Origin of the sequence: Noviherbaspirillum massiliense JC206 (assembly GCF_000312045.1) — a bacterium.
Taxonomy (GTDB): Bacteria; Pseudomonadota; Gammaproteobacteria; order Burkholderiales; family Burkholderiaceae_D; genus Noviherbaspirillum; species Noviherbaspirillum massiliense.
Genome location: NZ_HE978635.1, coordinates 739,229 through 766,161 on the forward strand (window position 1 = coordinate 739,229; position 26,933 = coordinate 766,161).

22 protein-coding genes are annotated in these 26,933 nt (G+C 59.0%); 6 read left to right on the top strand and 16 right to left on the bottom strand.

What is annotated here, in order from left to right:
• The first annotated feature begins 431 nt into the window (after positions 1 to 431).
• Positions 432 to 1,106 (top strand): peroxiredoxin, encoded by a 675-nt coding sequence (locus HGHM_RS18945; protein ID WP_019143148.1) that lies wholly within the window; start codon positions 432 to 434, stop codon positions 1,104 to 1,106.
• A 39-nt stretch (positions 1,107 to 1,145) separates the two neighbouring features.
• On the opposite strand, the gene HGHM_RS18950 is transcribed toward HGHM_RS18945, so the two are convergent.
• On the bottom strand, positions 1,146 to 1,616 hold the full coding sequence (locus HGHM_RS18950) for a CreA family protein (RefSeq protein ID WP_148415869.1): 471 nt from the start codon (positions 1,614 to 1,616) through the stop codon (positions 1,146 to 1,148).
• A 307-nt stretch (positions 1,617 to 1,923) separates the two neighbouring features.
• On the opposite strand from HGHM_RS18950, the gene HGHM_RS18955 reads away from it, so the two are divergent.
• The 3 genes from HGHM_RS18955 to HGHM_RS18965 all read left to right on the top strand — a co-directional run bounded on the left by HGHM_RS18955 (position 1,924) and on the right by HGHM_RS18965 (position 5,798).
• Entirely contained in the window at positions 1,924 to 3,051 is a 1,128-nt protein-coding gene (locus tag HGHM_RS18955) for an ABC transporter substrate-binding protein (protein ID WP_081583617.1), read from the top strand.
• A 229-nt stretch (positions 3,052 to 3,280) separates the two neighbouring features.
• Positions 3,281 to 3,952 (top strand): response regulator, encoded by a 672-nt coding sequence (locus HGHM_RS18960; protein WP_019143151.1) that lies wholly within the window; start codon positions 3,281 to 3,283, stop codon positions 3,950 to 3,952.
• A complete protein-coding gene (locus HGHM_RS18965; protein WP_019143152.1) occupies positions 3,921 to 5,798 on the top strand; it encodes a sensor histidine kinase in 1,878 nt (625 codons plus the stop codon). Before HGHM_RS18960 ends, HGHM_RS18965 begins: the two co-directional genes overlap by 32 nt.
• A gap of 162 nt (positions 5,799 to 5,960) precedes the next feature.
• Here HGHM_RS18965 and HGHM_RS22480 read toward each other — a convergent pair whose 3' ends face one another.
• The 8 genes from HGHM_RS22480 to HGHM_RS19010 form a co-directional block, all read right to left on the bottom strand.
• Positions 5,961 to 6,908, bottom strand: a complete 948-nt coding sequence (locus HGHM_RS22480) for a GGDEF domain-containing protein (protein WP_019143153.1) — start codon at positions 6,906 to 6,908, stop codon at positions 5,961 to 5,963.
• A 166-nt stretch (positions 6,909 to 7,074) separates the two neighbouring features.
• Positions 7,075 to 7,617 (bottom strand): hypothetical protein, encoded by a 543-nt coding sequence (locus tag HGHM_RS23295; RefSeq protein ID WP_148415794.1) that lies wholly within the window; start codon positions 7,615 to 7,617, stop codon positions 7,075 to 7,077.
• Between the two features lie 532 nt (positions 7,618 to 8,149).
• On the bottom strand, positions 8,150 to 8,497 hold the full coding sequence (locus tag HGHM_RS18985; RefSeq protein ID WP_019143156.1) for an RcnB family protein: 348 nt from the start codon (positions 8,495 to 8,497) through the stop codon (positions 8,150 to 8,152).
• Positions 8,498 to 8,539: 42 nt separating this feature from the next.
• Positions 8,540 to 8,848, bottom strand: coding sequence for a hypothetical protein (locus tag HGHM_RS18990; protein ID WP_245549303.1), 309 nt, complete (start codon positions 8,846 to 8,848; stop codon positions 8,540 to 8,542).
• Positions 8,849 to 9,202: 354 nt separating this feature from the next.
• Positions 9,203 to 11,608 carry a hybrid sensor histidine kinase/response regulator gene (locus tag HGHM_RS21950; protein WP_019143158.1) on the bottom strand — a complete coding sequence of 802 codons (2,406 nt, stop codon included), beginning with the start codon at positions 11,606 to 11,608 and terminating at the stop codon, positions 9,203 to 9,205.
• A complete protein-coding gene (locus tag HGHM_RS19000) occupies positions 11,609 to 12,427 on the bottom strand; it encodes an alpha/beta fold hydrolase (RefSeq protein ID WP_019143159.1) in 819 nt (272 codons plus the stop codon).
• Between the two features lie 560 nt (positions 12,428 to 12,987).
• Positions 12,988 to 14,163 carry an MFS transporter gene (locus tag HGHM_RS19005; RefSeq protein ID WP_019143160.1) on the bottom strand — a complete coding sequence of 392 codons (1,176 nt, stop codon included), beginning with the start codon at positions 14,161 to 14,163 and terminating at the stop codon, positions 12,988 to 12,990.
• Between the two features lie 246 nt (positions 14,164 to 14,409).
• Positions 14,410 to 15,303, bottom strand: coding sequence for a LysR family transcriptional regulator (locus HGHM_RS19010; protein WP_019143161.1), 894 nt, complete (start codon positions 15,301 to 15,303; stop codon positions 14,410 to 14,412).
• Positions 15,304 to 15,400: 97 nt separating this feature from the next.
• Here HGHM_RS19010 and HGHM_RS19015 point away from each other — a divergent pair, with 97 nt between their 5' ends.
• Both HGHM_RS19015 and HGHM_RS22485 read left to right on the top strand, forming a co-directional pair.
• A complete protein-coding gene (locus HGHM_RS19015; RefSeq protein WP_034349235.1) occupies positions 15,401 to 16,363 on the top strand; it encodes a DMT family transporter in 963 nt (320 codons plus the stop codon).
• A 269-nt stretch (positions 16,364 to 16,632) separates the two neighbouring features.
• Complete coding sequence (locus HGHM_RS22485) at positions 16,633 to 19,140, top strand: bifunctional diguanylate cyclase/phosphodiesterase (protein WP_148415796.1); 2,508 nt, start codon at positions 16,633 to 16,635, stop codon at positions 19,138 to 19,140.
• Between the two features lie 125 nt (positions 19,141 to 19,265).
• On the opposite strand, the gene HGHM_RS19025 is transcribed toward HGHM_RS22485, so the two are convergent.
• The 7 genes from HGHM_RS19025 to HGHM_RS19060 form a co-directional block, all read right to left on the bottom strand.
• Entirely contained in the window at positions 19,266 to 20,492 is a 1,227-nt protein-coding gene (locus tag HGHM_RS19025) for an ATP-grasp domain-containing protein (protein ID WP_019143164.1), read from the bottom strand.
• A gap of 283 nt (positions 20,493 to 20,775) precedes the next feature.
• Positions 20,776 to 22,029: an NAD(P)-binding domain-containing protein gene (locus tag HGHM_RS19030; RefSeq protein ID WP_019143165.1), complete on the bottom strand. Its 1,254-nt coding sequence runs from the start codon at positions 22,027 to 22,029 to the stop codon at positions 20,776 to 20,778.
• A gap of 227 nt (positions 22,030 to 22,256) precedes the next feature.
• Entirely contained in the window at positions 22,257 to 22,916 is a 660-nt protein-coding gene (locus tag HGHM_RS22490) for a class I SAM-dependent methyltransferase (RefSeq protein WP_161603800.1), read from the bottom strand.
• A gap of 154 nt (positions 22,917 to 23,070) precedes the next feature.
• The gene (locus tag HGHM_RS19045; protein ID WP_019143168.1) at positions 23,071 to 23,685 is read right to left on the bottom strand and encodes a sugar transferase; all 615 of its coding nucleotides are present in this window, start codon (positions 23,683 to 23,685) and stop codon (positions 23,071 to 23,073) included.
• Positions 23,679 to 24,833, bottom strand: coding sequence for a DegT/DnrJ/EryC1/StrS family aminotransferase (locus HGHM_RS19050; RefSeq protein ID WP_019143169.1), 1,155 nt, complete (start codon positions 24,831 to 24,833; stop codon positions 23,679 to 23,681). Before HGHM_RS19050 ends, HGHM_RS19045 begins: the two co-directional genes overlap by 7 nt.
• A gap of 13 nt (positions 24,834 to 24,846) precedes the next feature.
• Positions 24,847 to 25,578, bottom strand: a complete 732-nt coding sequence (locus HGHM_RS19055; protein ID WP_019143170.1) for a class I SAM-dependent methyltransferase — start codon at positions 25,576 to 25,578, stop codon at positions 24,847 to 24,849.
• The gene (locus HGHM_RS19060; RefSeq protein WP_051155369.1) at positions 25,571 to 26,839 is read right to left on the bottom strand and encodes a glycosyltransferase family 4 protein; all 1,269 of its coding nucleotides are present in this window, start codon (positions 26,837 to 26,839) and stop codon (positions 25,571 to 25,573) included. Before HGHM_RS19060 ends, HGHM_RS19055 begins: the two co-directional genes overlap by 8 nt.
• Positions 26,840 to 26,933 lie beyond the last annotated feature (94 nt).

A 26,933-nucleotide genomic window follows, 5' to 3' on the forward strand; every position in this document is an offset into this window, starting at 1 on the left:
TAGTCCAGGAGGGCGATGGTCCTCCCGGACTGCAAGCCCGCCTGACTCTCACCGAACCCCACCACCCGACGCCGCCAGCCAGACCAGTCCGATCTGCATTTCCCGCCACTTCATTCCCTTCAGCCAAGGCCACATCCACGCCACCCATGCGCAGGCTGATAATGCCCCAGCAGCAAGTTGCTTGATGCAACCGGAACAAATTGAGATACCTCAAGCTGCGGCGAGAAACCCCTACCTATGCTGATCAGGAAGGCATTCCACACGTTGCCCAAAGCCCGGGTGAAAACCTGCAGCGCCCATGCATGCATGCTCACAGGGCATCGCGTATCGGGTGCGGTCGTTGAACAGGTTTCGGGCACGAGCCTGGGCGCTGATCGCGCAGCGGGGTTTGCCTCTCCACATTGCTTTCAAAAACCAGCGAAGGAGCGAACATGTCATTACGCATCAATGATATTGCCCCGGATTTCACCGCCGAGACGACGCAAGGGACGATCCATTTCCACCAGTGGATCGGAGATGGCTGGGCCATCCTGTTTTCCCATCCCAAGGATTTCACGCCGGTATGCACCACCGAGCTGGGTTACATGGCAAAGATCGAGCCGGAATTCACCAGGCGTCACTGCAAGCTGATCGGCCTGAGCGTGGACCCCGTCGAAAACCATCGCGCATGGGCCAAGGATATCGAGGAAACCCAAGGCTACATGCCGCAGTACCCAATCATTGCCGACCGCGATCTCTCGATTTCCAAGCTTTACAACATGCTGCCAGCGGAAGAGCCCGGCACTTCCGAGGGACGCACCGCCGCCGCCAATGCGACAGTGCGGTCGGTATTTGTAATCGGCCCGGACAAGCGCATCAAGATGATGCTCACTTATCCGATGAGCACCGGCCGCAATTTCGATGAGATCCTGCGCGCCCTCGATTCCATGCAGCTGACGCAGGAACACAAGGTCGCCACGCCGGCCAACTGGAAGCAGGGCGAGGATGTCATCATCCTGCCTTCGGTCAGCGACGACGACGCAAAGAAATTGTTCCCGCAGGGCTGGAAGGCGGAAAAGCCTTACCTGCGCAAGGTGAAGCAGCCCCAGCCATCCACGCGAAGCTAGCGCGGACGAGGCTGACAAGCCTGCCGTCCAATTGCCTGTTCATTTCTTGATTGGAATCGGCTGGGCGGCAGGCACCGGCACTGCAGTCACGCTGTTTTGCGGGCTGCCCTCGATCAGGCGGTCCGAATACACCAGGTACACCAGCGCATTGCGCTTGGGGTCGGTCATGCGCACGACGCGGATATGCTTGAACAGGATGGAGGCGCGCTCAGTGAACACTTCCTCCTGCCTCGGGAGCACGCCATTGAAGCGGATGTCGCCCACCTGCCGGCATGCCACGGCGGCTTCCGCCTTGTCTTCCGCCAGACCGAATGCGCCCTTGAGGCCGCCGGTCCGCGCGCGCGACAGATAGCAGCTCACGCCGACCACCTTGGGATCGTCGAATACTTCGACCACGATCTTGTGGTCCGGGCCGATCAGCTTGAATGCGGTATCGACTTCTCCAATGCTTTCAGCGCCAGCACCGCCGACGGCCACCAGCAGCAAGGCTGCCATCATCGCTTTTTTCATCTCGGATCCTTTCATCATCCATGTGGGCCGGGTCACGCCGGTCGCGCCCGCGTTGAAAAATTCCGCCCATTGTGCCATTTGACAGAATGCCGGCATTGCCCGGCATGAAGAAATTTTTGCCGGGCACACCAGTCCATCGCCCTCTCTGGAAGGATGGCCGGACTTCCCCCGGAGATTCAAAGTCGGTACATTACATTGAATGCCGGAAATTAAAATAAATCCAACATTCTGGAAACGTCGGCAGATCCGGGTGAAGCAATCCGGAATCCCTCCAACAAAAACAAATCCGCCTACTTAGGAGACAGTCATGTGGTTTAGAAGAGCTTTGGCAGCGCTATTGACGTGCTGCGCACTCGTTCATGCACACGCGGAAGAAATCAGGATCGGAAACGTGCTCGGCCTGACCGGGCCGAATGCCTCTTCCGCAACCGAAGGGGAAATCCTGACGCACGGATACATCGACATGATTAATGCCAAAGGCGGAATCCATGGCAACAAGCTGTCCCTGGTGATCAAGGATGATCAATACGATCCCAGGAAAACTCCCGCTCTCTTCGAAGAAGCGATCACGCAAGACAATGTGATCGCATTCCTGAATGCCGTCGGCACCGCCAACGTGGCCGCCGTGATGAAAACGGGCATTCTGAACAAGTACAAGGTGCCGCTGGTCGGCGTGTTCAGCGGGTCCGAAATCGTCCGGGGGCCGGGGTCCGAACAGATTTTCCATACCCGCGCCAGCTACACCGATGAAGTCATGAAGATTTCACGCCTGGTCCCGACCATCGGGCTGAAGAAGGTTGCGGTTCTGTCTCAGGAAGACAGCTTCGGTTCCGGCATCAATGAGATCATCGCCAAGGCGGCCCAGGAATACAATTTCGAGGTCATCGCCAAAGTGCCTTACGAGCCGGGCGAAACCGAATTTTCCAAACATGCCCGGCAGATCATAGCGGCCAAGCCGCAGGCCATCTTCCTGATGGGCGTGCCCGAAGCCGTTTACCATTTCATGAAGGCCTATGATGCGCCGGCAGGCGCGGCGCAGATCTACACCCTTTCATTCGTCTCTTCCACCGGCCTTGCGGAATTTGCGGGCGAGAGGCGGGTCCGCGGCATCGGCATCAGCCAGGTCGTTCCCAATCCGAGTTCGGTGAGCCTGCCGCTGGCGAAGGATTTCCAGGCCTTCCTGAAGACGCCGTATGGACAGGGAGTGCATTCGACGCCCCTGAACTTCGAGATTTACATGAATGCACGGCTCCTGGTGGACGCGATCAAGATGGCCGGTCCGAAACCGACGCCGGAAAAGGTGACGCAAAGCCTGGTCTCGATGCAGAACTACCGGCTTGGCGGCTATCCCATCAACTTCAGTGAAACCAATCGTCGCGGCTCGTCCTACTCCGACATCGGCGTGATCGGCTACAACGGCCGACTGTCCTACTGAGGCAGATGGCCCGGTCCGAAGGCAGGCGCGTTCCGTCGAAGGCGGGCGCCCTCTTCGGGCACTGTTGCAATATCCCACAAACGGGGTATTGACAGCTTCTCCGAACTCATACCCGGCTGTTACAATCGTCCGCATCATTTCTTTTTGGCATGCGAAGAAGAAGGTCGTCGGCAATGGCCCGGCATGCCAAGCGTACGTATCCAAGCGCTTGGAGTAGCTGGTTAAAAACATGACGACGACCGTCGGAATCATCGAAGACAACCCGGATTTCCTTGCCCGGTTCAGGGGCATCATCGCATCGCACCCGGAATTCACGCTGGTCGGAAGCGCAAGCAGCGGCGCCGACGGGATTGCCCTCATCAACAGCCAGCGTGCGGATGTCTACCTGGTCGACCTCGGACTGCCCGACATGCATGGCACGGAAGTGATCAGGCATGCGGTCAGCACGTGGCCCGGCAGCGAAGTCATGGTCATTACGGTATTCGGCGACAATGCCAGCATCATGGGAAGCATCGAAGCCGGCGCAACCGGATATCTGCTGAAAGGCAGCTCGCCTGCAGAGATCATCGACAGCATTCGTACCTTGCTTGCCGGCGGCTCACCCGTGAGCGCGGCGATTGCAAGGAAAATCCTGCAAAAGCTCCAGCTTGAAAAATCCGGGCCGGCGGAACATGCACCCGCGCCGCACATGCCGCCTGCGGCGGCGGGGAAGCTGACCGAACGGGAAATCCAGATCCTGCGCTCGCTCGCCAAGGGCCTGAGCAACAAGGAAATCGGCGACTCCCATCAGATTTCGGCTTATACCGTGGCCGGCCACGTCAAGAAAATCTACCGCAAGCTGGCGGTCCATTCACGGGGGGAAGCCGTTTATGAAGCAACGCAGATGGGCCTCCTCAAATAGAACCGGCTGCATCGCCTGCCTGTTAAAGCTCCTTCTCCTCTTCTTCGCATACCCGGCAGTACTTGCCTCGGCTGCGAACGTCCAGCAAGTCATCCGCATTGAACAGGCGGAGTTCGTCATTTCGAACGCACAATCCATTCCCGGCAATGACGCCGGATGGCAAAAGGTAGTGCTGCCGCATCGCTCGCCCAAGCCGAAAGAACGCGATCTGGTTCCGTACTGGTATCGCGCGAGCTTCCACCTCGGCATGACCGACCAGCCATTGTGGGCCTATTTTCCCAAGCTGCGCAGCGGCGGCGTCATCTATCTGAACGGCATCAGGATCGGCGAGATCCGGGGCGCGGACGAGGTCGACCAGGTGCGCTGGTTCCGGCCTTACCTGCGCTACCTGCCGCCCATTGCATTGCGCGAGGGACGCAACGAGATCGCCGTCCATTTTGCGATCCGGGAGCCCTTGACCAGTTTCGGCGAATTCGTGGTCGGGCCCGAAACGACGCTGCGCGGCGATTACGAACAAATGCTGTTCTGGGAAGAGACCAGCACGAAAATCGCCAGCGCCGTGTGCCTGTTCGTGGGCACCCTGATTCTCATTTTCTGGCTGCGCCGCAGGCAGGAGCGCCTGTACGGGATCTTCGGCATATGCGTCCTGTTCTGGGGAATCCGCACCTTCGTGTTCAGGATGCCGGTCGTGCCGATGGAGCACTGGGTATTCTGGCGCGTTTGCTACTACTTCACGACTGCCGGGTTCATCGTCTGCATCACGATCTTCCTGCTGCATTTCAGCGGCTTCATCCGTCCTCTCCTGAACCGCTTCCTGCTGGCTTACTGGCTGATCGGCTGCCTCCTGTTCGCCCTGATCGGCATACCGGCGCGCGCCGTCATGGATACCTGGTGGACGCTCGGCTTCCTCCCCTTCACCCTGTTCGCCTTCCTTCGGCTGGCTCACTACGCGGTATGCCAGCGCACCGCATCCAGCATTGCCATGGTGCTGGCCATCCTGTTCGCGCTGAGCCTGGCGCTGCATGACTATGCCGTGCAGGTCGGAATGTTCGGCCTCCAGGAGTTCTACCTGCTTCACCTCGGAATACCTGCTTATCTTCTGGTCATGGGCTGCGTGCTGCTCAACCGCTTTTACGACTCGCTCGTGCTGGTCGAATCGGCGAATGAACGCCTGATGCTGCGCCTGGCCGAGCGGGAGAAGGAGCTCGCGGCGAGCTACGAGCAGTTGAGAAAGCTGGAACTCGACCGTGCCACGACCGAAGAGCGCCAGCGCATCATGCAGGACATGCACGACGGCGTGGGATCACAGCTCCTGTCGACCCTGGCCCTGGCCGAAAGCGGCACGGTGACGCACAAGGACATGGTGAGCCTGCTGCGCGAATGCCTGGACGACATGCGCCTCGCCATCGACTCGCTCACGCCGGCAGACCCGGACCTGCTGCCCGTGCTCGGCGATCTGCGGCGGCGCATGGAAACGCGCTTCAGTGCCCTTGGGGTAACACTGCACTGGCGCAATCAAGATTTGCCGGACAGTCTGGAAGTCGGTCCGCGCGCCGGGCTCCAGTTGCTGCGCATCCTGCAGGAGGCGCTTACGAATGTGCTCAAGCATGCGCAGGCGAAAAACGTCGATGTGGACATCCTCTTCGAGGCCGACCAGCTCGTCATCCGCATTGCGGATGACGGTGTCGGCTTTTCCAGGGCCGGCAAGCACAACGGGCATGGCGTGGCAAACATGAAAATGCGCGCGGAAAGAATCGGCGCGGCGTTCATCATTGAAGACTCGGGCAAGGGAACGGTTATCCGCCTGGACCTGCCCTTGCCAGCAATTTCTGCTGCAACGCATTGACATGTAGCGCCGGCCCGCGGGTCGGAAACCGGACCACAGGCAGCTCTGCAAACAAAGCTCCACGCAGTTTCCGCGAGCCTGGAAGGACAAGAATGCAGGGTGTGCGGTGTGCACCGGGGTTGCGTGGTGCACCCTACTCTCGAAGCCGTATTGAAATGGGCGCTAAGCCCACACGCGGAAGGTATTGCGCCCGTTCTTCTTGGCCTCGTACAAGGCCGCATCCGCACGCTGCATAAGGGTGGCGACATCCTGTGCCTGACTGGGGTAGAACGCGACACCGATGCTCGCATATACCGCCACCTGCACGCCCTGGATATCGAAAGGCTCGCGTAAGGCCGCCAGCAGATCCGCTGCGACGCGCTCTGCCTGTTCATGCCCGCCGGCGCAGGCAAGCAGAGCGGCAAACTCGTCTCCGCCCAGCCTGGACACCATGCCCTTGCCATCCAGGCAGTGCCGCATGCGCCCCGCAACCTGCTTCATGATCTGGTCGCCTGCCGGATGACCGAAGGTGTCATTGATTGGCTTGAAGCGGTCGAGGTCGATGTACAGCAGCGCGCAGGTCGAGTTCGTATCGCGTACCAGCCGCAGCGTTTCTGCAAGACGCTCGAGGAAGTACCGGCGGTTCGGAAGCAGCGTCAGGGCATCGTGATTGGCGACGAATTCCAGTCGTGCCTCGGATTCATTGTGGGCCTTGATTCCATCGCCCAGACCGATCGCCAGCCAGCGCCACAGCTGCGGCATTTCTTCGGCGAGTTGCGTGAAGTCCGGTTCGCTGATCCGGGCCGTGACGGTTTCCTCGAGGGCGATCACCGAAGCTGACCTGCCACCTTCCGGATTGGCCAGCGAAATTTCTCCGACATGCTGGCCGGCGACACGCCTTGCAATGACGCGGCCGTGAGCAACGACGGACACGCTTCCCTTGAGGATGAAATAGAGATCGGTATCGCGAGCGCCCTGGCTGATGATCTCCGCTCCCGAAAGATGGATCTCGACAGCGCATTTTCCTGCAATCCTTGATGCCAGCGCACGGTCCGCTCTGACGATTGCCTGACCGAGGAGCGCTTCGGTCAGACCCGCCTGATCTTCGAGAATATCGCAGCTTCTGTTCATACTGGAACTGAGAATATCGAAACATTGCCTGGAGGTATATGCCTTATTTAGGGGGTTGATAACGGCAGCCAGGCGTCCGGCCCGTGAAACACGCCACTGAACTGGCAAGCCCATGCGGCTATCCCTGCATCGGATTCAGATGCCTCTCCTTCCCATGGGGCCTTCATCAAAATTGGCTCACCGCACTATCGATCGTTGGGTCTTCAGCTTGATGCGAATCAAACCTCTCCAGGCGGACACTACGATCATGTAAAAAAAGATGCATCAGGGAGTTTTGCTTGCCGGAGGAGCCATCAATGTGGACCCTGACGCATAAAACGCTTGGCACCATTCTCTGCGTGTCGGTAGCAGCATGTGGTGGCGGGGGCGGCGACCGCGGTTCGCAGGCAACCATCACGACCGGCATTCCGTCCTCTGCAGCCACTTCAGGTTCCGCCAATGCCTCGCCCTTCAACAATTCCGGAACTTCCACGGTCGGCGGTGCGGCTGGCATAACCGGCATTTCGGGCATTTCAGGGGCATCGGCAACAACGGGGGCAACCAATACGTCCGGCACAATCGGCACAACCGGCAGCCTGGGCACCTCGGGAACATCCGGCACCTTGGGTACGACAGGTACAACGGGAGCGCCGGATACGATCGGATCAAGCGGAACCAGCGGTGCGACAGTGACGACTGGCCCACTGGGCACGACGAGTACGACGGGCATACCTACCACCACGAATACAACCGGCCTAACGGGCACGACCGGCATGACCGGTTCATCGGGTACGACAGGTACGACAAGTACGCCAGGGTTCTTGACTGGAACAGGGGTACCGGTGACAACGGGCACACTGACCACAACCTCGCCTTGATTCGCGAACGCGACTCCGGCACCGGGCAACGATCACGTCTACTACAGGAGAGCATGCTGTAGTTGCTGGCGTCTGTCAGCTATCGCCGAGGGCAAGCGCAACAACGACATCCGCGGCCAGGCGCGCAATATCGCGCGGCAGTTGACGCGCGAGGAAATCGATGAGGTTGCCCGCTATTATTCACAGACGTGAACGTCGACGCGCGCAGGCTTAGCGGCAGGGTCGCGGCTCCGGCCCTGCATAATCCGATTTCAACCGAAGCCGCTCAACCGGCGGGGATTGGCAAGCATCGCGTTGAGAGATGGGCGCACTTCCATCCAATCGAATATAGTCATCACAGATGAAGTAAGCGGACATGCCTGTAGTGCAGGCGGCCGGGTCACCTCACTGGGTATAGACAATCTGCACGACGACACCGTTGCGGATTGAGACCAGCACATAATCGCCGCCGATCTGCACCCATTGGTAACCCTTTCGCGGAGGCGGCAGGCGGTGGGCGCGCCAATTTTCGACGACATAATGGCGGCCGCGATACTCCGGCGGCAGGCGGTCGCCCTGGTGGATGTCATGTCGCGGACCCACGCCGCGTCCCTCCCGCCTGCCCCGCTCAAAGCCGCGATCCTGCTCCCTGCGCTGGTCATGCTCAAAGCGGTCCCGGTCATTGCCGTGATCGGCACGCTGCGCGATTGCCGGATTGCCGGTGATCAGGAAAACCGCGACAAGGGTCAACATCAAATGTCTGCTGCTCATAAGGGCTCCCTGCGGCGACGAGCGTTATCTCGGGAAATTTCCGCGCTCGCCATCGCGGTCACGATCGCCCCAGCGGTCACGTTCGCTTCTATCGCGGTCACCATGCCTGTCGCGCCCATCTCTGTCGTGATATGGCCCGGGACCGCCGCGGCCGCCGTCAGCATGGTGATAGCCGCTGTCGTGACCATAAGGGCGATCATAAACAACGCATCCCGCAAGTGCGGCGGACGCCGCAATCAACAGCGACAGAATCTTCTTCATGGCCTTCTTCACGGTACGGTTGGAATTTACATCCGTGCAAATTCTGACCCTGCTTTCTTGGCCGTCGTTCATTCAATTTTTGTATCAGAGTGTATTCGCGGGGCGGGCCACTCGAATTCGACTGCCCCGGAACCTTAGAAGGCGGCTTCCGGCGCAGCGCTGGAAGGCCAATGCGTTGCCAGGTTGCATGACCGGCCGGTCACCCGGCGATGGACCGAAGAAGATGAAGCGCGAGCCCTGATCATTGCACTGAGCCAATGCGAAGTTTCCGGTTCCAACTGGACTTGCAGACATTTGCCGTGATGGCGCCATGGGCATTGCACGAGCTGAAGTCCTGCAGGCAGGCTGCCCGGTCGGATGAAGGCGTATGCCGGCTGAATTCTTCAGGGAAGTTCGGATATGCGCTGCACGACTATGTCGAAGCACCTAGGGTTGTTTCGCCGACCTCGCCAACACATCCATGACCCTCTCCAGGTTGTAGGGTTTGGGAAGGCATAGCGCTGCGAGCCCGTCTTCCTTGATGCCGCCGCAGCCGGAGGAGAAGATGATGCGCAGCGAAGGATGGCCCTCGACTGCCTCCCTTGCCAGCTCTACTCCGGATTTTCCCGGCAACCCAACGTCAGTAAGGAGAACATCGAAGGCCTCGCTGCGCAGGGCATCGAGTGCCGATTCTGCGCTTGACACGCCTCGTGCCGAATGGCCCAGGACGCCCAGCAATTCGCACAGCATGTGCTGGGAATCAGGGTTGTCTTCCACCACCAGAATGCGCAGGCGGGAGGACTCCGGCGTCGACACATCGTCGCCAGGCTTCTTCGGCGCGGCAGTTTTCGCCTTGTCCAGCACGTGCCGGACCTTGCGCGCCAGATCCTCCCGCCGGTAGGGCTTGCTGATCAGTTCGACCCCGGCATCCAGCCTGCCGCCGTGGACGATGGCGCTCTGGGTGTAACCCGAGGTGAAGAGCACCGCAATGTCCGGCAAGATGGCCTGTGCCTTCCTTGCGAGATCCGTACTTCGCAAGGGGCCGGGCATGACGACGTCGGTGAATAACAAGTCGATCTGTATGCCGCTTTGCAGAATGCTCAGTGCGCTCTGGCCGTCGACCGCCTTCAGCACCTTGTAGCCGAGGCTGGACAGCATCTCTACCGTGGTTGCCTGGACCGCCTGATCGTCTTCGACGATCAGGATAGTCTCGGCACCGCCATCTGCCGGCTTGCCGCGCACGTCCGGTTCCCGTGCTTCCGACTCAAGCACGCGCGGCAGGTATATCCTGAATGTCGTGCCCAGACCGACTTCGCTGTAGACCTTGATGTGTCCGCCGCTTTGCTTGACGAAGCCGTGCACCATGCTGAGACCAAGGCCCGTCCCTTTTCCTTCCGGCTTGGTCGTGAAAAAAGGCTCGAAGATCTGTTCCGCGACCTCCGGAGGGATGCCCGAACCGGTGTCGGAAACGGCAAGCATGACATACTGGCCCGGGTCGACGTCGGGATGTTGCTGCGCATAGTTTTCATCGAGCACGGCATTGCCGAGTTCGATGGTCAGCTTTCCTTCACCGTTCATGGCGTCGCGTGCGTTGACTGCCAGATTGAGAAGCGCATTTTCAAGCTGGTTGCGGTCCAGCGAGACCGTCCAGAGACCGCCGGCGACGATGGTCTCGATTTCGACGGATGCACCGAGCGCACGGCGCAGAAGGTCGTCCAGTTCTCGCACCACCCGCCCCAAGTTGGTCGGCACCGGCTGCAGAGGCTGGCGCCGCGCGAATGACAGGAGCTGCGAGGCAAGCTTGGCGCCGCGGTCGACAGCGAATCGCGCCTGCTGGAGACGATGTCCTGCCCGCGCATCGCCGGCAAATTCGAGTCTCATCAACTCGAGGTTACCGGCAATGACCTGGAGGATGTTATTGAAATCATGGGCGACGCCGCCAGTCAGCTTGCCGATTGCATCCATCTTCTGAGCCTGGCGCAGCGCGTCCTCCATCTTGCGCACCACCTCGGCCTGCTTGCGCTCCTCGGTGATGTCGCGGCCAACAATGTACAGCGCATCGCCTTCAGGCCTGATCGCCATGGACAACCAGCGGTAACCGGAAGCCTTGTGGCGCAGCGGCAGGTCCACGCGTTCAACCGGATCGCCGGCCGAAAGCCTTTCCAGCACTTGGCGCAGCTGGGGCAGATGGTCCGGCTCAACCAGACCGAGCGCCGACAAGGCAGGCAGGTCCTCTTCACTCCAGCCTAGTATCCGGGTGAAGGCAGGATTGAAACTGTGAAAAGTCCCGTCCAGCGCTGCCACGGCGAGAATGTCCTGCGATATGCGCCAGATCCGGTCACGCTCCTGAGTGCGCTGCTGGACGCGGCACTCCAGTTCTTCCGCAAGCTGCCGCACCGCGGCTTCCGCTTCTTCTGCCTTTCGTTTCGCCCGGCGCAATTCTTCTTCGTATGCACGCCGGCTGCGCGCGTCCAGTATCGTCGTACGGATGAGCAGCGGGTTGCCCGCTGCATCACGCTTCAATACCGAATTCAGCAGCACCGGCATGCGCTGCCCGTTCTCGCATACCAGCTCAAAAGCGAGTTCACGGACAAAACCCTGCATGATCAGGAGTGGCCCTACATGGGTGTCATAGAACACCTTGCCGGCGACCGGCAGCAGTGCCTGGAAGCGCTTCTGCCCAACGAGGGCGGTGCGCGCATAGCCTGTCCATTCAAGAAAGGTTGCATTGACCTTGATGATCGTGCCATCCGGCAAAGTTGACAGATAGGCGCACGGAGCGTTCTCGTACAGTTCCTCGGTGTCTTCCTCAAGCAGTTGGGAAAAAGCGGATGAATCGGGAGGCTGGTTCATTTAGGGATTCGATCCGAGGAAGGCGCGCATCTCGCGGATCGTCTCCTCGGGCGCGCTGAGGTTCGGGCAATGGCCGGTTGCCTGCATCTGGACGAAGGAACTGTCGGCCAATTGTGCATGCATGTAGCGGCCGACGGCGTCGGGCGCAATGACATCATCGGAGCATTGGAGGATCAACGAAGGCTTGCGCAGTTTCGGCAGGTCCGCCCGGTGATCCGAGAGAAAGGTCGTCCTGGCGAAATGGCTGGCGATCCTGGGATCTGTGCGGCAGAAGCTGTTCTCGAGTTCGCCGGCGAGACCGGGGCGGTCGGGGTTCCCCATGATCGCCGGAGCCATGGTGCTCGACCATCCCAGGTAATTCGTGTCGAGGAAATCGAGCATCTGCTCGATGTCTTCCCGGTTGAATCCGCCGACATAATCGCCCTCGTTGACATAGCTGGGCGACGGGCCGACAAGCACCAGCTTGTCGAACAGCCCGGGTTCCTCTATGCAGGCCAGGATCCCCACCATTGCGCTGACCGAATGCCCCACGAAGATGGTATTTTCAGCTTGCACTGCGTGCAGGATTTCATTGAGGTCTCTGGCATATCCGTGCAGCGTCCCATACTTTTTCTCGTCAAACGCCGCCAGGTCAGAGCCTCCGGCACCGACATTATCGAACAGGACCACCCGGTACTCATCCTCGAAAGCAGGTGTGACATGACGCCACATATTGTGGTCGCAGCCAAAGCCATGCGCGAAAATCATCGTCTGCCGCCCCTTGCCCTTGATCTGGACGTTGTTGCGTTTGATGACGTCTGTGCCGTGTAGATTTGCCATGTTTGATGAATGAAGATAAGGGAGGGTAGAACCGAACGCGCAGGCCACCTTGTACGACTGCACGAAAGTGTCCGGATGCAGGCTGTTCCCAAAACGGGAAAACCGATGATTATATGGCAAGCATCAAAAGTGCGAGGGCGAGCGGCGGTTTTCGCTTGAGGTATTTCCTGGCAACGCCGCACGGCTTGTTGGCCGCAACGTGATCTGTGACTGGCTGTTTTGTGTCGATCCCGGAAACAAAGGAAAGTTCGAGGCGCACAGCCGAAATCGGGCCGTACCCCGGTGCCCGATTCAATTGTTCGCGTTGCAAATGAAAAACCGGGTGGCCCACCGCAAGCCATCCAGCATCCCGGCAGGTGCGGCAATGGCGGCCTGCGACAGGCCCTTCAGGCGTCGGATGCGGGCCAGCTGGCCTATTGAGAATCACGCATTCGGGCCAGGAGAGAGCGTCTGCAATGTTATCCGGAGAGGGACGTACGGAAGCAGGTATGCAGGCCAGCGTTCGTCTGGCATCGATGACCGCCTGTCCGCTTCTGTATCAGCGAGCGGGCGAGCAATGTTCAGGTCACTGCCTGCGCGCCTGCACCCGCGCGGCGCTGGCGCGCAAGGAGAATCAGGGTGAGGACCACACCGGACAGCGCCAGTGCCGCTGCCACCTGCAGCGGCGCAGTGTATCCATAGCCCAAGGTCAGCGGCAGGCCGCCGAGGAAGGCGCCGGTGGCGTTGCCGATGTTGAAGCCGGATTGACCAAGCGAGGAGCCCAGCATTTCCGCCTCGCGCGACTGGCGGATGAGCAGTACCTGGATCGGCGGCCCGAGCGCGAGCGCATTGGCGCCGACGGCGAATGCGAAGAACAGCATGGCCGGCTGCGATTGCGCCAGCAGGACATTCAGGTACAGCAGCACGACCATCGTCGCCAGCAGGATGAGCACGGCCTTTTCTGCCGGCACACGGTCGGCCAGCCTGCCGCCCGAAACGACGCCCACCGTCATGCCGACTCCGGCCACCGTCATGATCAGCGGGATCGAGCCGGGGGCGAAACCGGATACCTCGGTCAGCAGCGGCGCAATATAGCTGAACCAGGCGAAGAAGCCGCCGGTGCCGATGGACGTGATGGCGAGTCCCAGCCAGAGGGATGGATTGCGGAAGATGCGCAGGTCGCGCAACAGATTCGCCTGCCGGTTGCCTTCGATATGCGGCAGGAAGCGCTTCAGGCTCCACAGCGTCAGCGCACCGATCATGGCCACCATCACGAAGGCAAGCCGCCAGCTGGCATGGTGCCCGACGAAGGTTGCGATGGGAACGCCGGCAACGTTGGCCAGCGTGAGGCCGGCGAACATGGTAGCCATCGCCGCCGCCGCCTTCCCTTCATCCGCAACGCGCGCGGCGACCACGGCACCGACCCCGAAGAAGGCACCGTGCGGCAGTCCGGCCAGGAAGCGGCTCGCCAGCAGCAGCCCGAAGTTCGGAGACAGTGCCGACATTCCATTAAAGACTGTAAACAGCAGCATGAACAGCATCAGCACCTTGTTGGGCGCGTAACGGGCCAGGCCGCCAACCAGGATCGGGGCACCGACAACGACACCGAGCGCATAGGCGGATATCAGGTAACCCGCCTGCGGAATGGTAATCGACAGGTTGCGCGCGACATCCGGAAGGATGCCCATCATGACGAATTCGGTCATGCCAATGCCGAAGCCGCCCAGGGCCAGGGGAACCAGGCTTTTCTTGATCACGTGTATGGGGAATGCGGGAAAAAAAGAGCCCGCCGTTCTTGCATCGGCGGGCCGAATCCAATCTCAGGGACTGGAGGAGACGTGTTTACTTTAGTACGTCAGCGCCCCCACTCCCAATTTATTGTCATGATTACAGATATATCCCTGCGAAATACCAGGTCCCGCGGCGCATCACTATATGGAGATGGAGCCCGGGACATCGCCCATTCCGCATGCGAACGGTCGTTGTCATTGAGGCAGCACGCCTCATTCCGGCATTTCCTGCGATAGATAGTTAACCAGCCGGCGGGCATGCGTGGACAAGGTGTCCCAGGCCTGGACGCACAGGCGCAGTTCCCGCGTTGCCCATGCGTCATCGAGAGCGACCATTCGTACCGGCAGCTCGCGCACATGGCGCAGGGCCGCTGCTTCCGGGAGCATGCCGATGCCCGCGTTCTGGGCGATGAGCTGGGCAATGGCGTCGAAACTCGGCGCCCGGACCCGGATCTTGAGCGACCGCGCGTTTTGCGCCGCCATCTGCTCTATGAAGCGCTGCATGGCGCGCTCAGGCGGCAGGCAGACGAATGCGAACCCGAGAGCATCCTTCAAGTGCGCGGACCGGCTTTGGGCAAGAGCATGCTCGAGCGGCACGAGCAATACCAGCCTGTCATGCCGGAATGGCAAGGAAATCACGTCGCTGGTCGCCAGATTGCCGTCGAAGACGCCGATATCCACTTCGCCCGCCTGCACCGCATGCAGCACGTCGACGCTGTTTCGCTCCACCAGTTGCAGGTCGATTTCCGGGTAATCCGCCAGGAAGGGACCGAGCGCTGCGGGCAGGAAGGTGCTGTTCGCGACCGTCGTTCCGGCAAGCCGCAAGGTGATCCTGCGCTGGCCGGAAAGGTCCCGCAGGGTCTCTTTCAGCTTTTCCGCTTCGGCCAGGACATGACGGGCACGGTCGAGCACAAGGCGGCCGGCCGGCGTGATGCCCATGCCGTCGGCAGTGCGGGTGAACAGCGTGACGCCGCACCGGTGCTCGAAATGGCGCAGACGATTGCTCGCGGCTGACAGCGCGATGGGAAACGAAGATGCGGCCTTGCTCAGGCTGCCGGCTTCGGCAATCGCGACGAGAAGACGAAGGTCAACAAGGTCGAAGTGCATGGTTTCTCTTGCGGCGAAGCCTCGCTACACAAAACAAGCATTCTAGCTTGCCTCTCTTCGCGCCAGAATAAGAGGTGACCAAATGGATGCACTTCCGATGAAAACTTCACGCTCCTTATTTCAGCAATGGGCAAAGGATGGCCGCCTGTATGCCATCCTTTCCGCCGCCGGTTTCAGCCTCAAGGCAGTCTTCGTCAAGCTCGGTTACGCAGCTGGGCCAGTCGATGCCCTGACGCTGCTCACACTTCGGATGGGAATCGCCTTGCCGCTGTTCGCATGGCTCCTCTGGCTCAGCCGGAGCGACGGACAAGCCCCGCTCGGCAAAATGGACGCGGTTCGCATCCTGCTGCTCGGCATGTTTGGCTATTACTTGTCGAGCCTGTTCGATTTCTACGGGCTGGAGTACATCAGCACCGGACTCGAGCGCCTGATCCTGTACGTATACCCGACCCTGGTGCTGGTGTTTCAGATGATTGCGTCGCGCAAGCGCCCTGCTGTCCGTACCGTGCAGGCGATGGCGATCTGCTACCTCGGGCTGGGCATCGCCTTCGTCCACGATTTGGGAGTGGCAGGACACGGCACCCAGGTTTGGACCGGCGCAGCCTGGGTCTTTGCCAGCGCAGTGACTTATGCCCTGTACTACCTCGGTACCGGCGCAATGGTGAAACGTCTCGGCTCCATGCGCCTGGCCGGATTGGCCGGCGGCGCTTCCTCCATCCTGGTGCTCGCACATTACCTCCTGGCCGGGACACCCGCAAAGCTGGCAACCCTGCCCCCTGCGATCTGGCTGCACTCCACTCTGATGGCGGTGTTGTCCACGGTGCTGCCGGTCTACTGGATGGCCCTGGCGATCCAGCGCATGGGTGCGACGCAAGCGGCTGCCGTCGGCAATCTCGGTCCGGTGCTGACGATGTTCGCCTCATGGGCCCTGCTCGGGGAACCGCTCTCCGCCTTTCAACTGGGCGGGCTCGCACTGGTCATGTTCGGCGTGTCTCGCCTCAAGCCCGCTCCTGCGGCGGCACCAGCCGACGCTGTCGTGACCGAGAAGGCCATGGCTTGACAGCAGCGGCGACACTGAGCGCTCATGGCCAATCTGATTGGCCAACCGAAAATCTTCAAATTCCCCGCCAATCGGAGCCGAGTCGTCGTGGCAAGCGCGCGGGCAAGCGGCCTGACGGAAAAACTGCACTCCGCCCATTCTGGTCAGGCGCATGCAGAATGGAGACTGTCGCCGTTGCATCGCCACGTCCAGCTTCTGCCAAACGATTTCCCAGCCATTGCTGAAAGCCGGTGGACGGGTCGTAATGTTGTGTGGCATAACATGTTCAAGTGTGCACGGGCACCACAACACATGTCGACACGTCCACCCAGAGCAAGCAAAAAGGTGTAAAAAATCCAAGCTCTGTGATACCTTGCCGAAAACTAAGAAGAAGTTGGATGAATCTGGTTAGGCGAGTGATGAAAAGGATTGGACTCAGGGGCCGGTTGGTGCTGCTCGTTCTGCTCGTGGCCATTCCCTTTACTGTCGTCCTGGCCCTGCAAAATGCTTCGCTCCATCGGGAGAAGGTCGACAACGTCTACGAACAGGCCATGACCCTGGCCTTGAATATTGCGGCGCATCCCAAGCAGATTCTTCCCGATCCCCGGTCCCATCTCTCCGCTGTCAGCCGGATACCCGAGATGGCGCATCCGGAGCAGTGCGACGCCCTGCGTTCGATCTTCGATCCCATTCTCAAAGTCAGCCCGTATTTCCTGTCGATTGCGGTCTTCCGCGCAGATGGCGAACGGATATGCCCGAGGCAGGCCTCCGGCGCCCATGTGAACGTGTCGGATCGGGACTATTTTCAGCGCGTCGTCGAAAACAAAACTTACAGCATCAGCAATTTCCTGACCGGCCGCCTCACCAGGCACCCCTCCATCATCTTTGCGCATCCGGTCTTCGGCAAACAGGGTGAGGTGAAATACGTCGTCAATTTGGCCCTGGATACCGAATGGCTTGCCACTGCCCTGAAAGAGGCCACAGCCAAGGTTGGCCTTCCGCCGGAAGCAGCGGTGCTCGTCCTTGACGATGCCGGTCAGCCCTTGGCCGCAGTACCGCCGTCCGCAGGCAATGCCATCGGTTCGGACCGCACGCAGCCCTTAGCCTGGCACATCACGAACTCAGTGCACGAAGAGCTCTGGTCGGATGGCATCAGGCGCGCAACGGCCTATGTGCCACTCTTCGATTCGGAAAGCGGGAGCGTCTGGATCCGCGCCGGCGTGCCGCTCGAGCCCGCATTGAAGGAAATCGCCGAAGATAACCAGCGCCGCATTGCGCTCGTGACAACCGTCGTGGCGGTCGCTTTGCTGCTCGCATGGTTCAGCAGCGAGCGATTGGTGCTGAAGCCAATCCGCAGGATCTGGACGGCCGCAATGGCCTTAAAGCGTGGAGACTTTTCCGCACGCGTCATGGGCACGACGGACGTCGGGGAACTGGGTGAGCTGGCGGTCACGTTCAACAACATGGCCGAGCGTGTCGACACGGATCGCCGGCACCTGCATCGCCTTGCAACGCAAGATCCGTTGACCGGACTGCCAAATCGCTATGCGATCCGCGCACGCCTGCATGAGGCGATTCAGTCCTCGCTCGCGTCGAATACGCTTGCAGGAGTCATCCTGCTCGACCTGAATCAATTCAAGGAGATCAACGATGGTCTCGGCCATCCCGTCGGAGATCAGGTACTCATCCACATTGCCGATGCCATCACCACCTTAGCCGGCGAACGGGCGACGATAGGCAGACCGGGTGGAGATGAGTTTGTCCTCATACTGGAAGGCGCGGCAGAATATCAGGCGTTCGAGGAACTTGCCCGCTCGGTCGCTGCACGGTTGCGCCAGTCAGTCGTTGTCGACGAGCAGCAGTTCTATGTTTCTGCAAGCATGGGCATTGCGGTCGCGCCCGAGCATGGGGTCGACGTCGATACGCTGCTGCAAAATGCGGACGTCGCCATGTACCATGCCAAGGCAAATCGTGCCCTTGGCTACCGCTTCTACACGATGTCGATGAACGAGCGTGCAACGGAACGACTCCATTTGCAAAATCTGCTAAGCCAAGCCGTCGCCAGAAATGAACTCGTCCTGCACTTTCAACCGAAGTATGCCGCCCAGACCGCGCGCATGACCGGAGCGGAAGCGCTCGTTCGTTGGAACAGTGCCGAACTGGGCCTCGTTCCACCGGGAGAATTCATCGAACTCGCCGAACAGACCGGATTGATTCTGGAGATCGGCGAGTGGGTGCTGAAGGCGGCCTGCGCTCAATTGCATGCCTGGCGGGAAGTGGCACCCGAGGACTTCAGCGTCGCGGTCAACTTGTCGCCACGCCAGCTGTCCGATCCGGAGCTGGTCCCCAAGATATCCGCCTTGCTCAAGGAGACGGGCGTCCCGGCCAGCCGGCTGGAGTTCGAAATCACGGAAGGCGCCTTGATGCACAACCCCGCCGAGTCCATTGAAACACTGAAGCGCCTGCGCGAGATGGGCGCCAAGGTATCGGTAGACGATTTCGGCACGGGCTATTCCAGCCTGGGTTATCTGACACGACTACCGATCGATGCGCTCAAAATCGACAGGTCGTTTGTCGCCGGACTCACGGATAGCAAGAGCACCCTGACCATCATCAATGCCGTCATTGCGATTGCCAAGGAGCTGGAGCTGCGGGTTACCGCAGAAGGCGTCGAAACGGAATCCCAGCTCGCCGTATTGCGTTCCCTCGACTGTGACGAAATCCAGGGCTATCTCTTAAGTCGCCCGGTGCCTCCGGCTGCACTCACCCCGCTGCTGCAGACTGAAGCAGATTTGTAGTCAGTGATGCAGCAAGACTTGCATCCCTTGACTGGACACGATGATTGCTTTGTACCGGGGTCGGCATAGTTTCACTGCCCAAAGACCGCTTCCGCCTGTTATGGCGAACACGCTTGCCGACCGCTTCAATCGATCTTGCCTCTACGCATCCCCGCACTGATGAGCCCCTTTACATGAGCGCGATACGCTTTCAGCAGCCGGCTCTCGCGTTCAACTTGATTAGCCACGAACAAGCTCGGAGGCACACGCTTTCTCATGCCATTCTTCAGCCCCGCGCGCGCCTGGCTGGCCAGTGAGCAGAAATCTTTCATCATCAGACGCGACATATGCCCTCGGTGCCCTGCGCCGAAAGCAATATAAGGCCATAGCAAGGGGCGGAACACAGGATGGTAGAAAGTATCGGCACAGCCAGACGTCAGCACCCGCGGTTCAGCCGTTTGCTGCAAGCGCTCCACGCTTTCAGCGGCAAAATTCAATCCGCACCAGACTGAAGCCGCATGGCTGCGCCAGTAGCGCGGATTGGCTTCGAACAGGTACACATCGCCGGTACGTTCCTCGATGCGCCCGTCCACATTCATGACGCCGTGATATCCGCTTTCCCGGCTGATGGTATGCGCGGCCTGCTCCAGATAATCGTTCGCAAAGAAGACAATTTTCGCCTCGTCATTTTGCGGATAGACGCGCTGCTGGATCCCGATTGCCTGCACCTGCCCGTGGATGGCCAACATATTCAAGCCGACATCCACACCCTTGATACAGCGCTGAGCCACGAGAGGGGCATATTGATAGGCATCGTTGGCAAGGATGCGCTCACGATAATCTTCTGCACTGACTATCAGGTGTACTCCCGTACAAGCCTGCTGATCGAGCGGCTTGACGATGAATGGCAAACCAAGTTTGTGCGCGACAGCGGAAAAAGCGAGCTTTTCTTTCGACTCGACCAGCTCCGATTCCGGTACCCGCAGGCCATGCTCACGGCAAAATTCGTAGAAATGCCACTTGTTGTCGAACCGATCCAGCATGGGACCGTCGGGGGTGGGAGCAACAATGACATTCAAGCGATGCCGCACGCGACTGATCATGCGCGCGCCTTCGCAGTCGGAGCAGAGCATGACCAAATCCGGCATCGATTCGCCAATCTGATTGACTGCTTCCACAAACAAATCATCTTCCGCACCCTCGAAGTCCACCTCCACCTGTCCCGCGCATAAATGTGTCAGGCGCAGGTAGCGCGTCCCTCTGGCGCATACTGCAACGCAATTGGCATCCGTGTATGCATGAAGACCCAGCAGCACCTGAATCAGCAGGCCTCTTCTCGCCCCGACCACAATGAAATTTTTTACTGCAGCCATGATCTTCAGATATCAAAATTCGGCAAGCGGGCGGCCACCAGCCGCGCGTTCCGGCAAGCATGGCCGCAAGATACACCGGCGTAGCCAGTTCAGCGCCAAGCAGCAGCTCCACGGCTCGCCAATTATCAGGTGAGCGTACTACGGGGTCACGTCACCGCTTCGGCCGGAGCGAACAGGACTCGCCGTTTGCGTTGCAATGCCATTGCATTACCGCCGGCATCCGGCGACTCTGGAATTGCCGGACACGACTGCATATGCGCCTCTCCATGCTCATTCACCTTTTTCAGGTGCGGTGCGATACGACGGCTTCACCAGGCTTGCGCTTATCCCAGCTTGGCCTCCTCCCCTTTGACCGGGCCAGATGCCGGGCGATATTGCGTGAGGCGAAATTGGCACCCGCAGCAAAACGCATGACCGGGCCAAATGAGGTTGCTGCAATCGGACCGGTGAAATACAGTCCAGGCATGGAGGACTCGAAATGCAATGACAGGCTCGGCGTACTGCCAAGCAGATCGAGCTTCTCGACGATCGCGTCGTTCAAAAATGAAATACGTTTGATATCCGCCTTGTACCCGGTTGCAGCAATGACGTGATCTGCCACTATGTTCCGCGTGCTGCCATCCATGGCCACCAGGTCCAATCGCACCTGTCCATTATGCGCACTTGCCCCCTTCAGCTCGTAACCTAACAGCGCAGGAACGTTTCGCGCACGCTCTTTCATGAACCAACCTCCGGATGGCCCCAGATACCTGGTTGCGTGCACTCTGCGCTTGTCATCCGGCAGATATCGATAGATCCATGGCATTTCGCACCAGATCTTGCTCTCCCATCCCGGCCCGATTCCGGAAATAGGCAGGCGCAGCCGCTTCAGGAACGTGTCGGCTCCATTCTTCCAGGGATTACCGAAGTTGATTTCCGGCTTGCGGGCAATCAGCTTCACCTTTGTCTGGTTCTCATGCAGAAGAATTGCGATATCCGTTGCCGACGAGCCGCTTCCGAGAACCGCCACGTCTCTTCCCTGAAATTTCAGCAGCTCTGAATGCTCGGCGCTATGAGATACCATCTCGTGAGGCAAGGATTGCAGTACCTGAGGAATATGGCGGAAGTAATCCAGACCCACAGCGACAACCACTCTCGACGTAGCAAATACCTCGCCGCCTTGCAGCCGCACTTCGTATCCGTATCCGGTGGGATTGATAACGGCTACCTTATCCTCTTCCAGGTTGGGAACAAAGCGCTTCTGGAAAGCGAGACCGTAGTCGCAAAATGTCTCGAGCGGAATGGGAAAATCAACATCCTCATAAGGCACCCCATGCTCTTTGCAGTATTGACTTAACGGATAGCTGGCATCCGGGTCATACAGGTTGGACGAAAAACCGGCCGATTTCAGCAACATACCCTTCGGCATATTGGCAAGCCAGCCATGCATCGGTATGCCGATGATACGGAAGTCGACGCCATATTTTCGAAGATGCGCCGCGATCGAGAGGCCATATGGACCAGCGCCCACAATGGTGACATCAGTTGCCCGATTCATGTTCTGCCTTTCCCTGCCGTAGTACGGCAATGACTTGTGCAAAGGAGTGCCTTTCGAACGGCTTCACAAAACCTCTAGTGCCGCCTATTGGAACATCGCTGACCTTATAAAGAGCGTAGAAAATAATTCGTGACCCATCTTGCGAGCGATCAAACGCTCCGTCCGCACGAGCTGCTGGAGGACGCTATCGGAAGAAAAGACATGATTCGTACTCGGATCACTTCTCATCATGCGACTGGTGCCACATTTCTGACGCCCTTCCTTTGCGACATGGAATAGATGCCAATCCCATCCAGCGGATTCCGGTAATCCTGCTGGAACCCGAATTCCAGTAGCACATCCCTGCACACGTCGTTGATATAAGCGATTCGTGACTGATGTTTTACAAAATGGTTGATATTTGCACGCAGGAAGTCCCTCAAAATATGATGATCAAACGGGTTATACAGGTACACGATGGATGCCATTTCCGGTAAGCGGTAGATCCGCGCATCACGTAACTCGAAGGAGATGCTGGAGCCGTTGCTGTTTACAAAGGATTTGTTGTTTTGGCGCGCCTGCTCAATAAGTTTTTCCGAAAAATCGATACCTACCACCCGCTTGAATCTTTGCGCCGCATAGAAGCAGGCGAGTCCCTTTCCGCAGCCGATATCTACAAAGCAGGTGTCCGGTGGCTCATCCAGATTGGAAAATAATGTTTCTAAATAGCTTAGTGGCACTGGCTGATAATACGTGGAGTGCAACAAGCTATGGATATTGATTGGATCAAGCAGTGATCTGGTCACATTCGACCTGGTATTGATATGGTTTTTCTTATCAAACCAATAGGCCCGGAGATAGCGCCATGCCTTCTGCACCGTCAAAGCATGAACGGCCCGACCCGCCATCCGTGGGTTCCTGATGGCCTTCATTATCCTGTTCGCGAAAGGCGCCATAACGATTGTCTGTGCCGAAGTGTCCATTGAACGGATCGATCAACTTGTTCACATCTTACTTCGCTCATTAAAAAACCCGAAACCAATCTGGCTCCGGCTTTTCCATTTATGACATTCGCTTCTTCTGGTGGCCCGCAATCGCAAGGAGCGTCAAAAAGATGATTTTCAAGTCCATCATGAAGCTGCGCTCCCGCACATACCGCACGTAGTAATCGAGCTTGATCGGCAAGATGGTTTCAACATAGCTGCGTTCGGGGTCAGTCGCCTTGCCTAGGATGGCATTTTCTTCCTTGAACTCGATCGAGGCCCAATCCGTGATGCCTGGACGGACCGACAGCACGGTTTCACGCAATCCTTGCGGATACCTCGCGACGTAGCGCGGCACTTCAGGACGCGGGCCAACCAGGCTCATGTCGCCGAGTACGACGTTGATCAGCTGCGGCAATTCATCTACCTTGAAGTGACGAAGCACCCTGCCAACACGCGTGACGCGCATGTCCCTGCCGACGGTGATCTGACCCTTTTCTTCGGCATTCAGCGTCATGGTTCGGAATTTGAAGATCCGGAAGATCTTGCCGTGAATGCCCACGCGCTCTTGCCGAAACAGCGCCGGACCTGGCGAGTCAAGCTCCACCAGCACCGCGATGATGGCAAGGAAGGGGGACAACACTATCAAGCCGACGAGCGCTGCGATAAAGTCAAAAGTTCGTTTCATCAGCATAATAATTCGCGCAAGGTCTCGATCACCCGCGTCTGGTCCTCGTCAGTCATCTTGGTGTACAGCGGCAGGCTCAGCATCCTGTGATAGGCAGCGTCTGCCTCCGGGAATTTCTCGGGCCGCAGGGCGTAGCGATCACGCCAGTACGGGTGCCGGTGCAAGGGGATGTAATGCACGCTGGTTCCGATGCCACGTCTGGAAAGCTGCTCTATCAGTTCATCGCGGCTTATCGGCGCGTCATCCGTCAGCCGGACGACGTACAAGTGCCACGCATGCTGGCTTCCTCCTGCTGCACCCGCAGGGAGAATCAGCGGCATGCCCGCCAGTTCTTCGGTGTAGCGATCAGCCATTCTTTGCCGGCGCATGAGAAAGCGATCAATCTTCCGTAATTGCTCGATTCCCATTGCGGCCGCAATATCGGTCAGATTGTCCTTGAACCCGGGTGCCACAACCTCGTAGAACCAGCTGGGCGTCGTTGATACAAACCTGTCGAATACGTCCCGGCTGATGCCGTGGATGCGCATGATTTTGACGCGCTCCGCAACCTTGGGATCCCGCGTGACCACCATGCCGCCTTCCCCGGTAGTCATTGTCTTGTTGGCATAAAAGCTGAAAACCGTAGCGTCAGTGTCCAGCGTGCCGATTAAGCGGCCCTTGTAGCGGGTCGGAAATGCATGTGCGGCATCTTCCACCACGTAAATGCCACGAGCCCTCGCGATATCGATGATTTCGTCCATATCGCATGCCAAACCACCGTAGTGCACAGGCATGACGGCCTTGGTGCGCGGCGTGATGGCAGTCTTAACCTGCCACGGATCGATATTCAATGTGGCGGGATCGATATCGACGAGCACCGGATCAGCTCCCAGGTAACGTACGACTTCAGCTGTGGCAGTAAATGTCAGAGTCGGCAAAATCACTTCATCTCCCGGCCCGATGCCAAGAGCTTCCAGCGCCAGATGCAAGCCGGCCGTGGCCGAGTTCACCGACACGACCTCTACATCGGCATCGAGATAGCGGGCAAAGCTATGTTCGAACTCTCTGGTTTTTGGTCCCGTCGTGATCCAGCCGGAGCGCAGGCACTCTGTCACCGCATTGATCTCATGTTCGTCGATGTCCGGCAGTGCAAAAGGGAGAAACTTGTCGTTCATGGAATCACTCCTTCTATTGGCCGGGGTACACCCCGGTGGATGCCGGCTTCGGTATCCAGCACAGTGCGTGGGTACGCAGAAATGGCAAGGCGTTCAATACGGAATACAGGTGCGGCGACAGACGCGTCACGGTGCGGCTGATGGGAGGCGCCAGGGTGACGCGCCGGATTACTGGAGACGACCTCGGAAACAATTCCCGGATACGCCGCCGCGACACGCCGCGCACATCGGGATTTTTCGGATTGTCATAACAGAAGTCGTACCAGAGTATCGCCCCGCCCGCACGAGTCATGTCCCACATGCGTTGTGCCAGCTTATGCTGGAAACCATTGTCGAGAATGGACGAAAACACGGTGGATTGGTAGACGATGTCGAACGGTCCGCAGTCAAGCTGCGATGCATCCCCGCCAATCAGTTCCAGCTCAGAAGGCAGGTACCGGCGCGCCCTTTCCAGGCTGGCGGGCAATAGTTCATTGCCTACCAGATTGGCGGGATCGAAACCCCAGCGCAGGAAGCGCAGCAGGTTGCTTCCACTGCCACATCCCACCTCAAGCAGAGACACACGCGACAGGTCACTCAATCCTGCCGCAGCGAAGAATTGCAGCATGATGCGGTCGGATTCCATGCCGGCCAGGTGCACATCCGGTTTCAGCCAGGAATAACGCAGAGCATCCTTTCCAGCGTCACGAACGGCGTACCGCGACACGATGGCATTCACTTCCGCATGGCGTTCACTATTACCCATTAGCCGCTCCCGATATACCCTTACGTCCTCCCGCTGCTTGCATGACATGCAAGAACTTTTGCGCAAGCACGGCGTAGTCATGATGGGCATGGACATATATCTTTCCGCGCTGTCCCATGCGCTGCCGTTCTGGCGCGCCCAGATGCATCAATCGCAGAATCGCGTCGGCCAGCTCTCGGGCATCCTCCGGCTTTACGCTGTAGCCGCAACCGGCTTCGGCAACACAATCATTAGGCGCTTCGGACGCATTGATGATCGGTTTGCCGGCAGCCAGGTAATCCATCAGCTTGTTGGGGCTGATGCCGAAGCGATACAGAGGTTGCCGCTTCCAGCCGATGAAAAGGGCGTCGGTAGCACGCAGCAATTCAGGGACGCATTGCTTGGGGACCGGATCGAGAAAATGCACGTTATTCAGTTCCATCTCCCGCGCTCTCTGCTGCAGCCGGTGCTTGTCCGGCCCCTGCCCGACCAGCAAGAAATCTACCGGCTGGTCGACCAGCAGTTTGGCTGCATCGAGCAATCCGTCCAGGGCATTCGCCAGACCATGGGTGCCGGCATAACAAACGACGAACCTGCCCTTCTCGCGGAATGCCTTCAGCAAGCTGCGGTGGGCAAGCGGAAGCTCGTTCACTTCAGCTTTCCACTCATCCAACTCGATCCCGTTGGGAATGTAATGGAATTTGTCGCGCGCCATGCCATGCTGGCAAAGGTGCACGTCGGCAAAAGGCAGCATGCTTACCACCGAGTCGGCACGGCGGCAGGCATAGTCCTCGCCCCATTGCAGGCTGAGGATAAAGGGGTGCCACGCCGGCATTCTTCCGAGTTCCATCGGCGATAATGGCCACAGGTCGTGCACCTCATACACGAGCTTGGCACTGCTCAGTCGTGCTATTGCACTGGCCGGGAAGATATCCCAGGTATAAGTGGAGGATGCGATCACCACATCCGGAGCAAAGCGGCGAGCCAGAATATTGCGCATCCGGTAAAGACGGGTCACGAAGGAAGCCATGTTGGCTGCCCGGCGCAAGCCGTTGCCGGAATATGCAGGTGTTTTCAGCCACAGGTAAAGGACGCCGTCAATCGTTTCCTCTTTCGCGCTGGACACCACCTCCGGCGCCTTGCTGCGAACGTGCGACACGCTCGCCGCCACCACAACCACCTCATGACCGCCGCGTACCCAGTGTCGGGCCAGATAGTGCGGCCGGTACTCCATCCCGTGAAGTGGCGAGCCGGCGTAATGATTGATATAGAGGATGCGCATTTGCCCCATGCCTTTCAAATGGCGTCCGACACAATTCGTCGAATCGTTGGCAGGTACCGGAATGTTGGGCTTCCTGGGCCACAGATCTGGCATG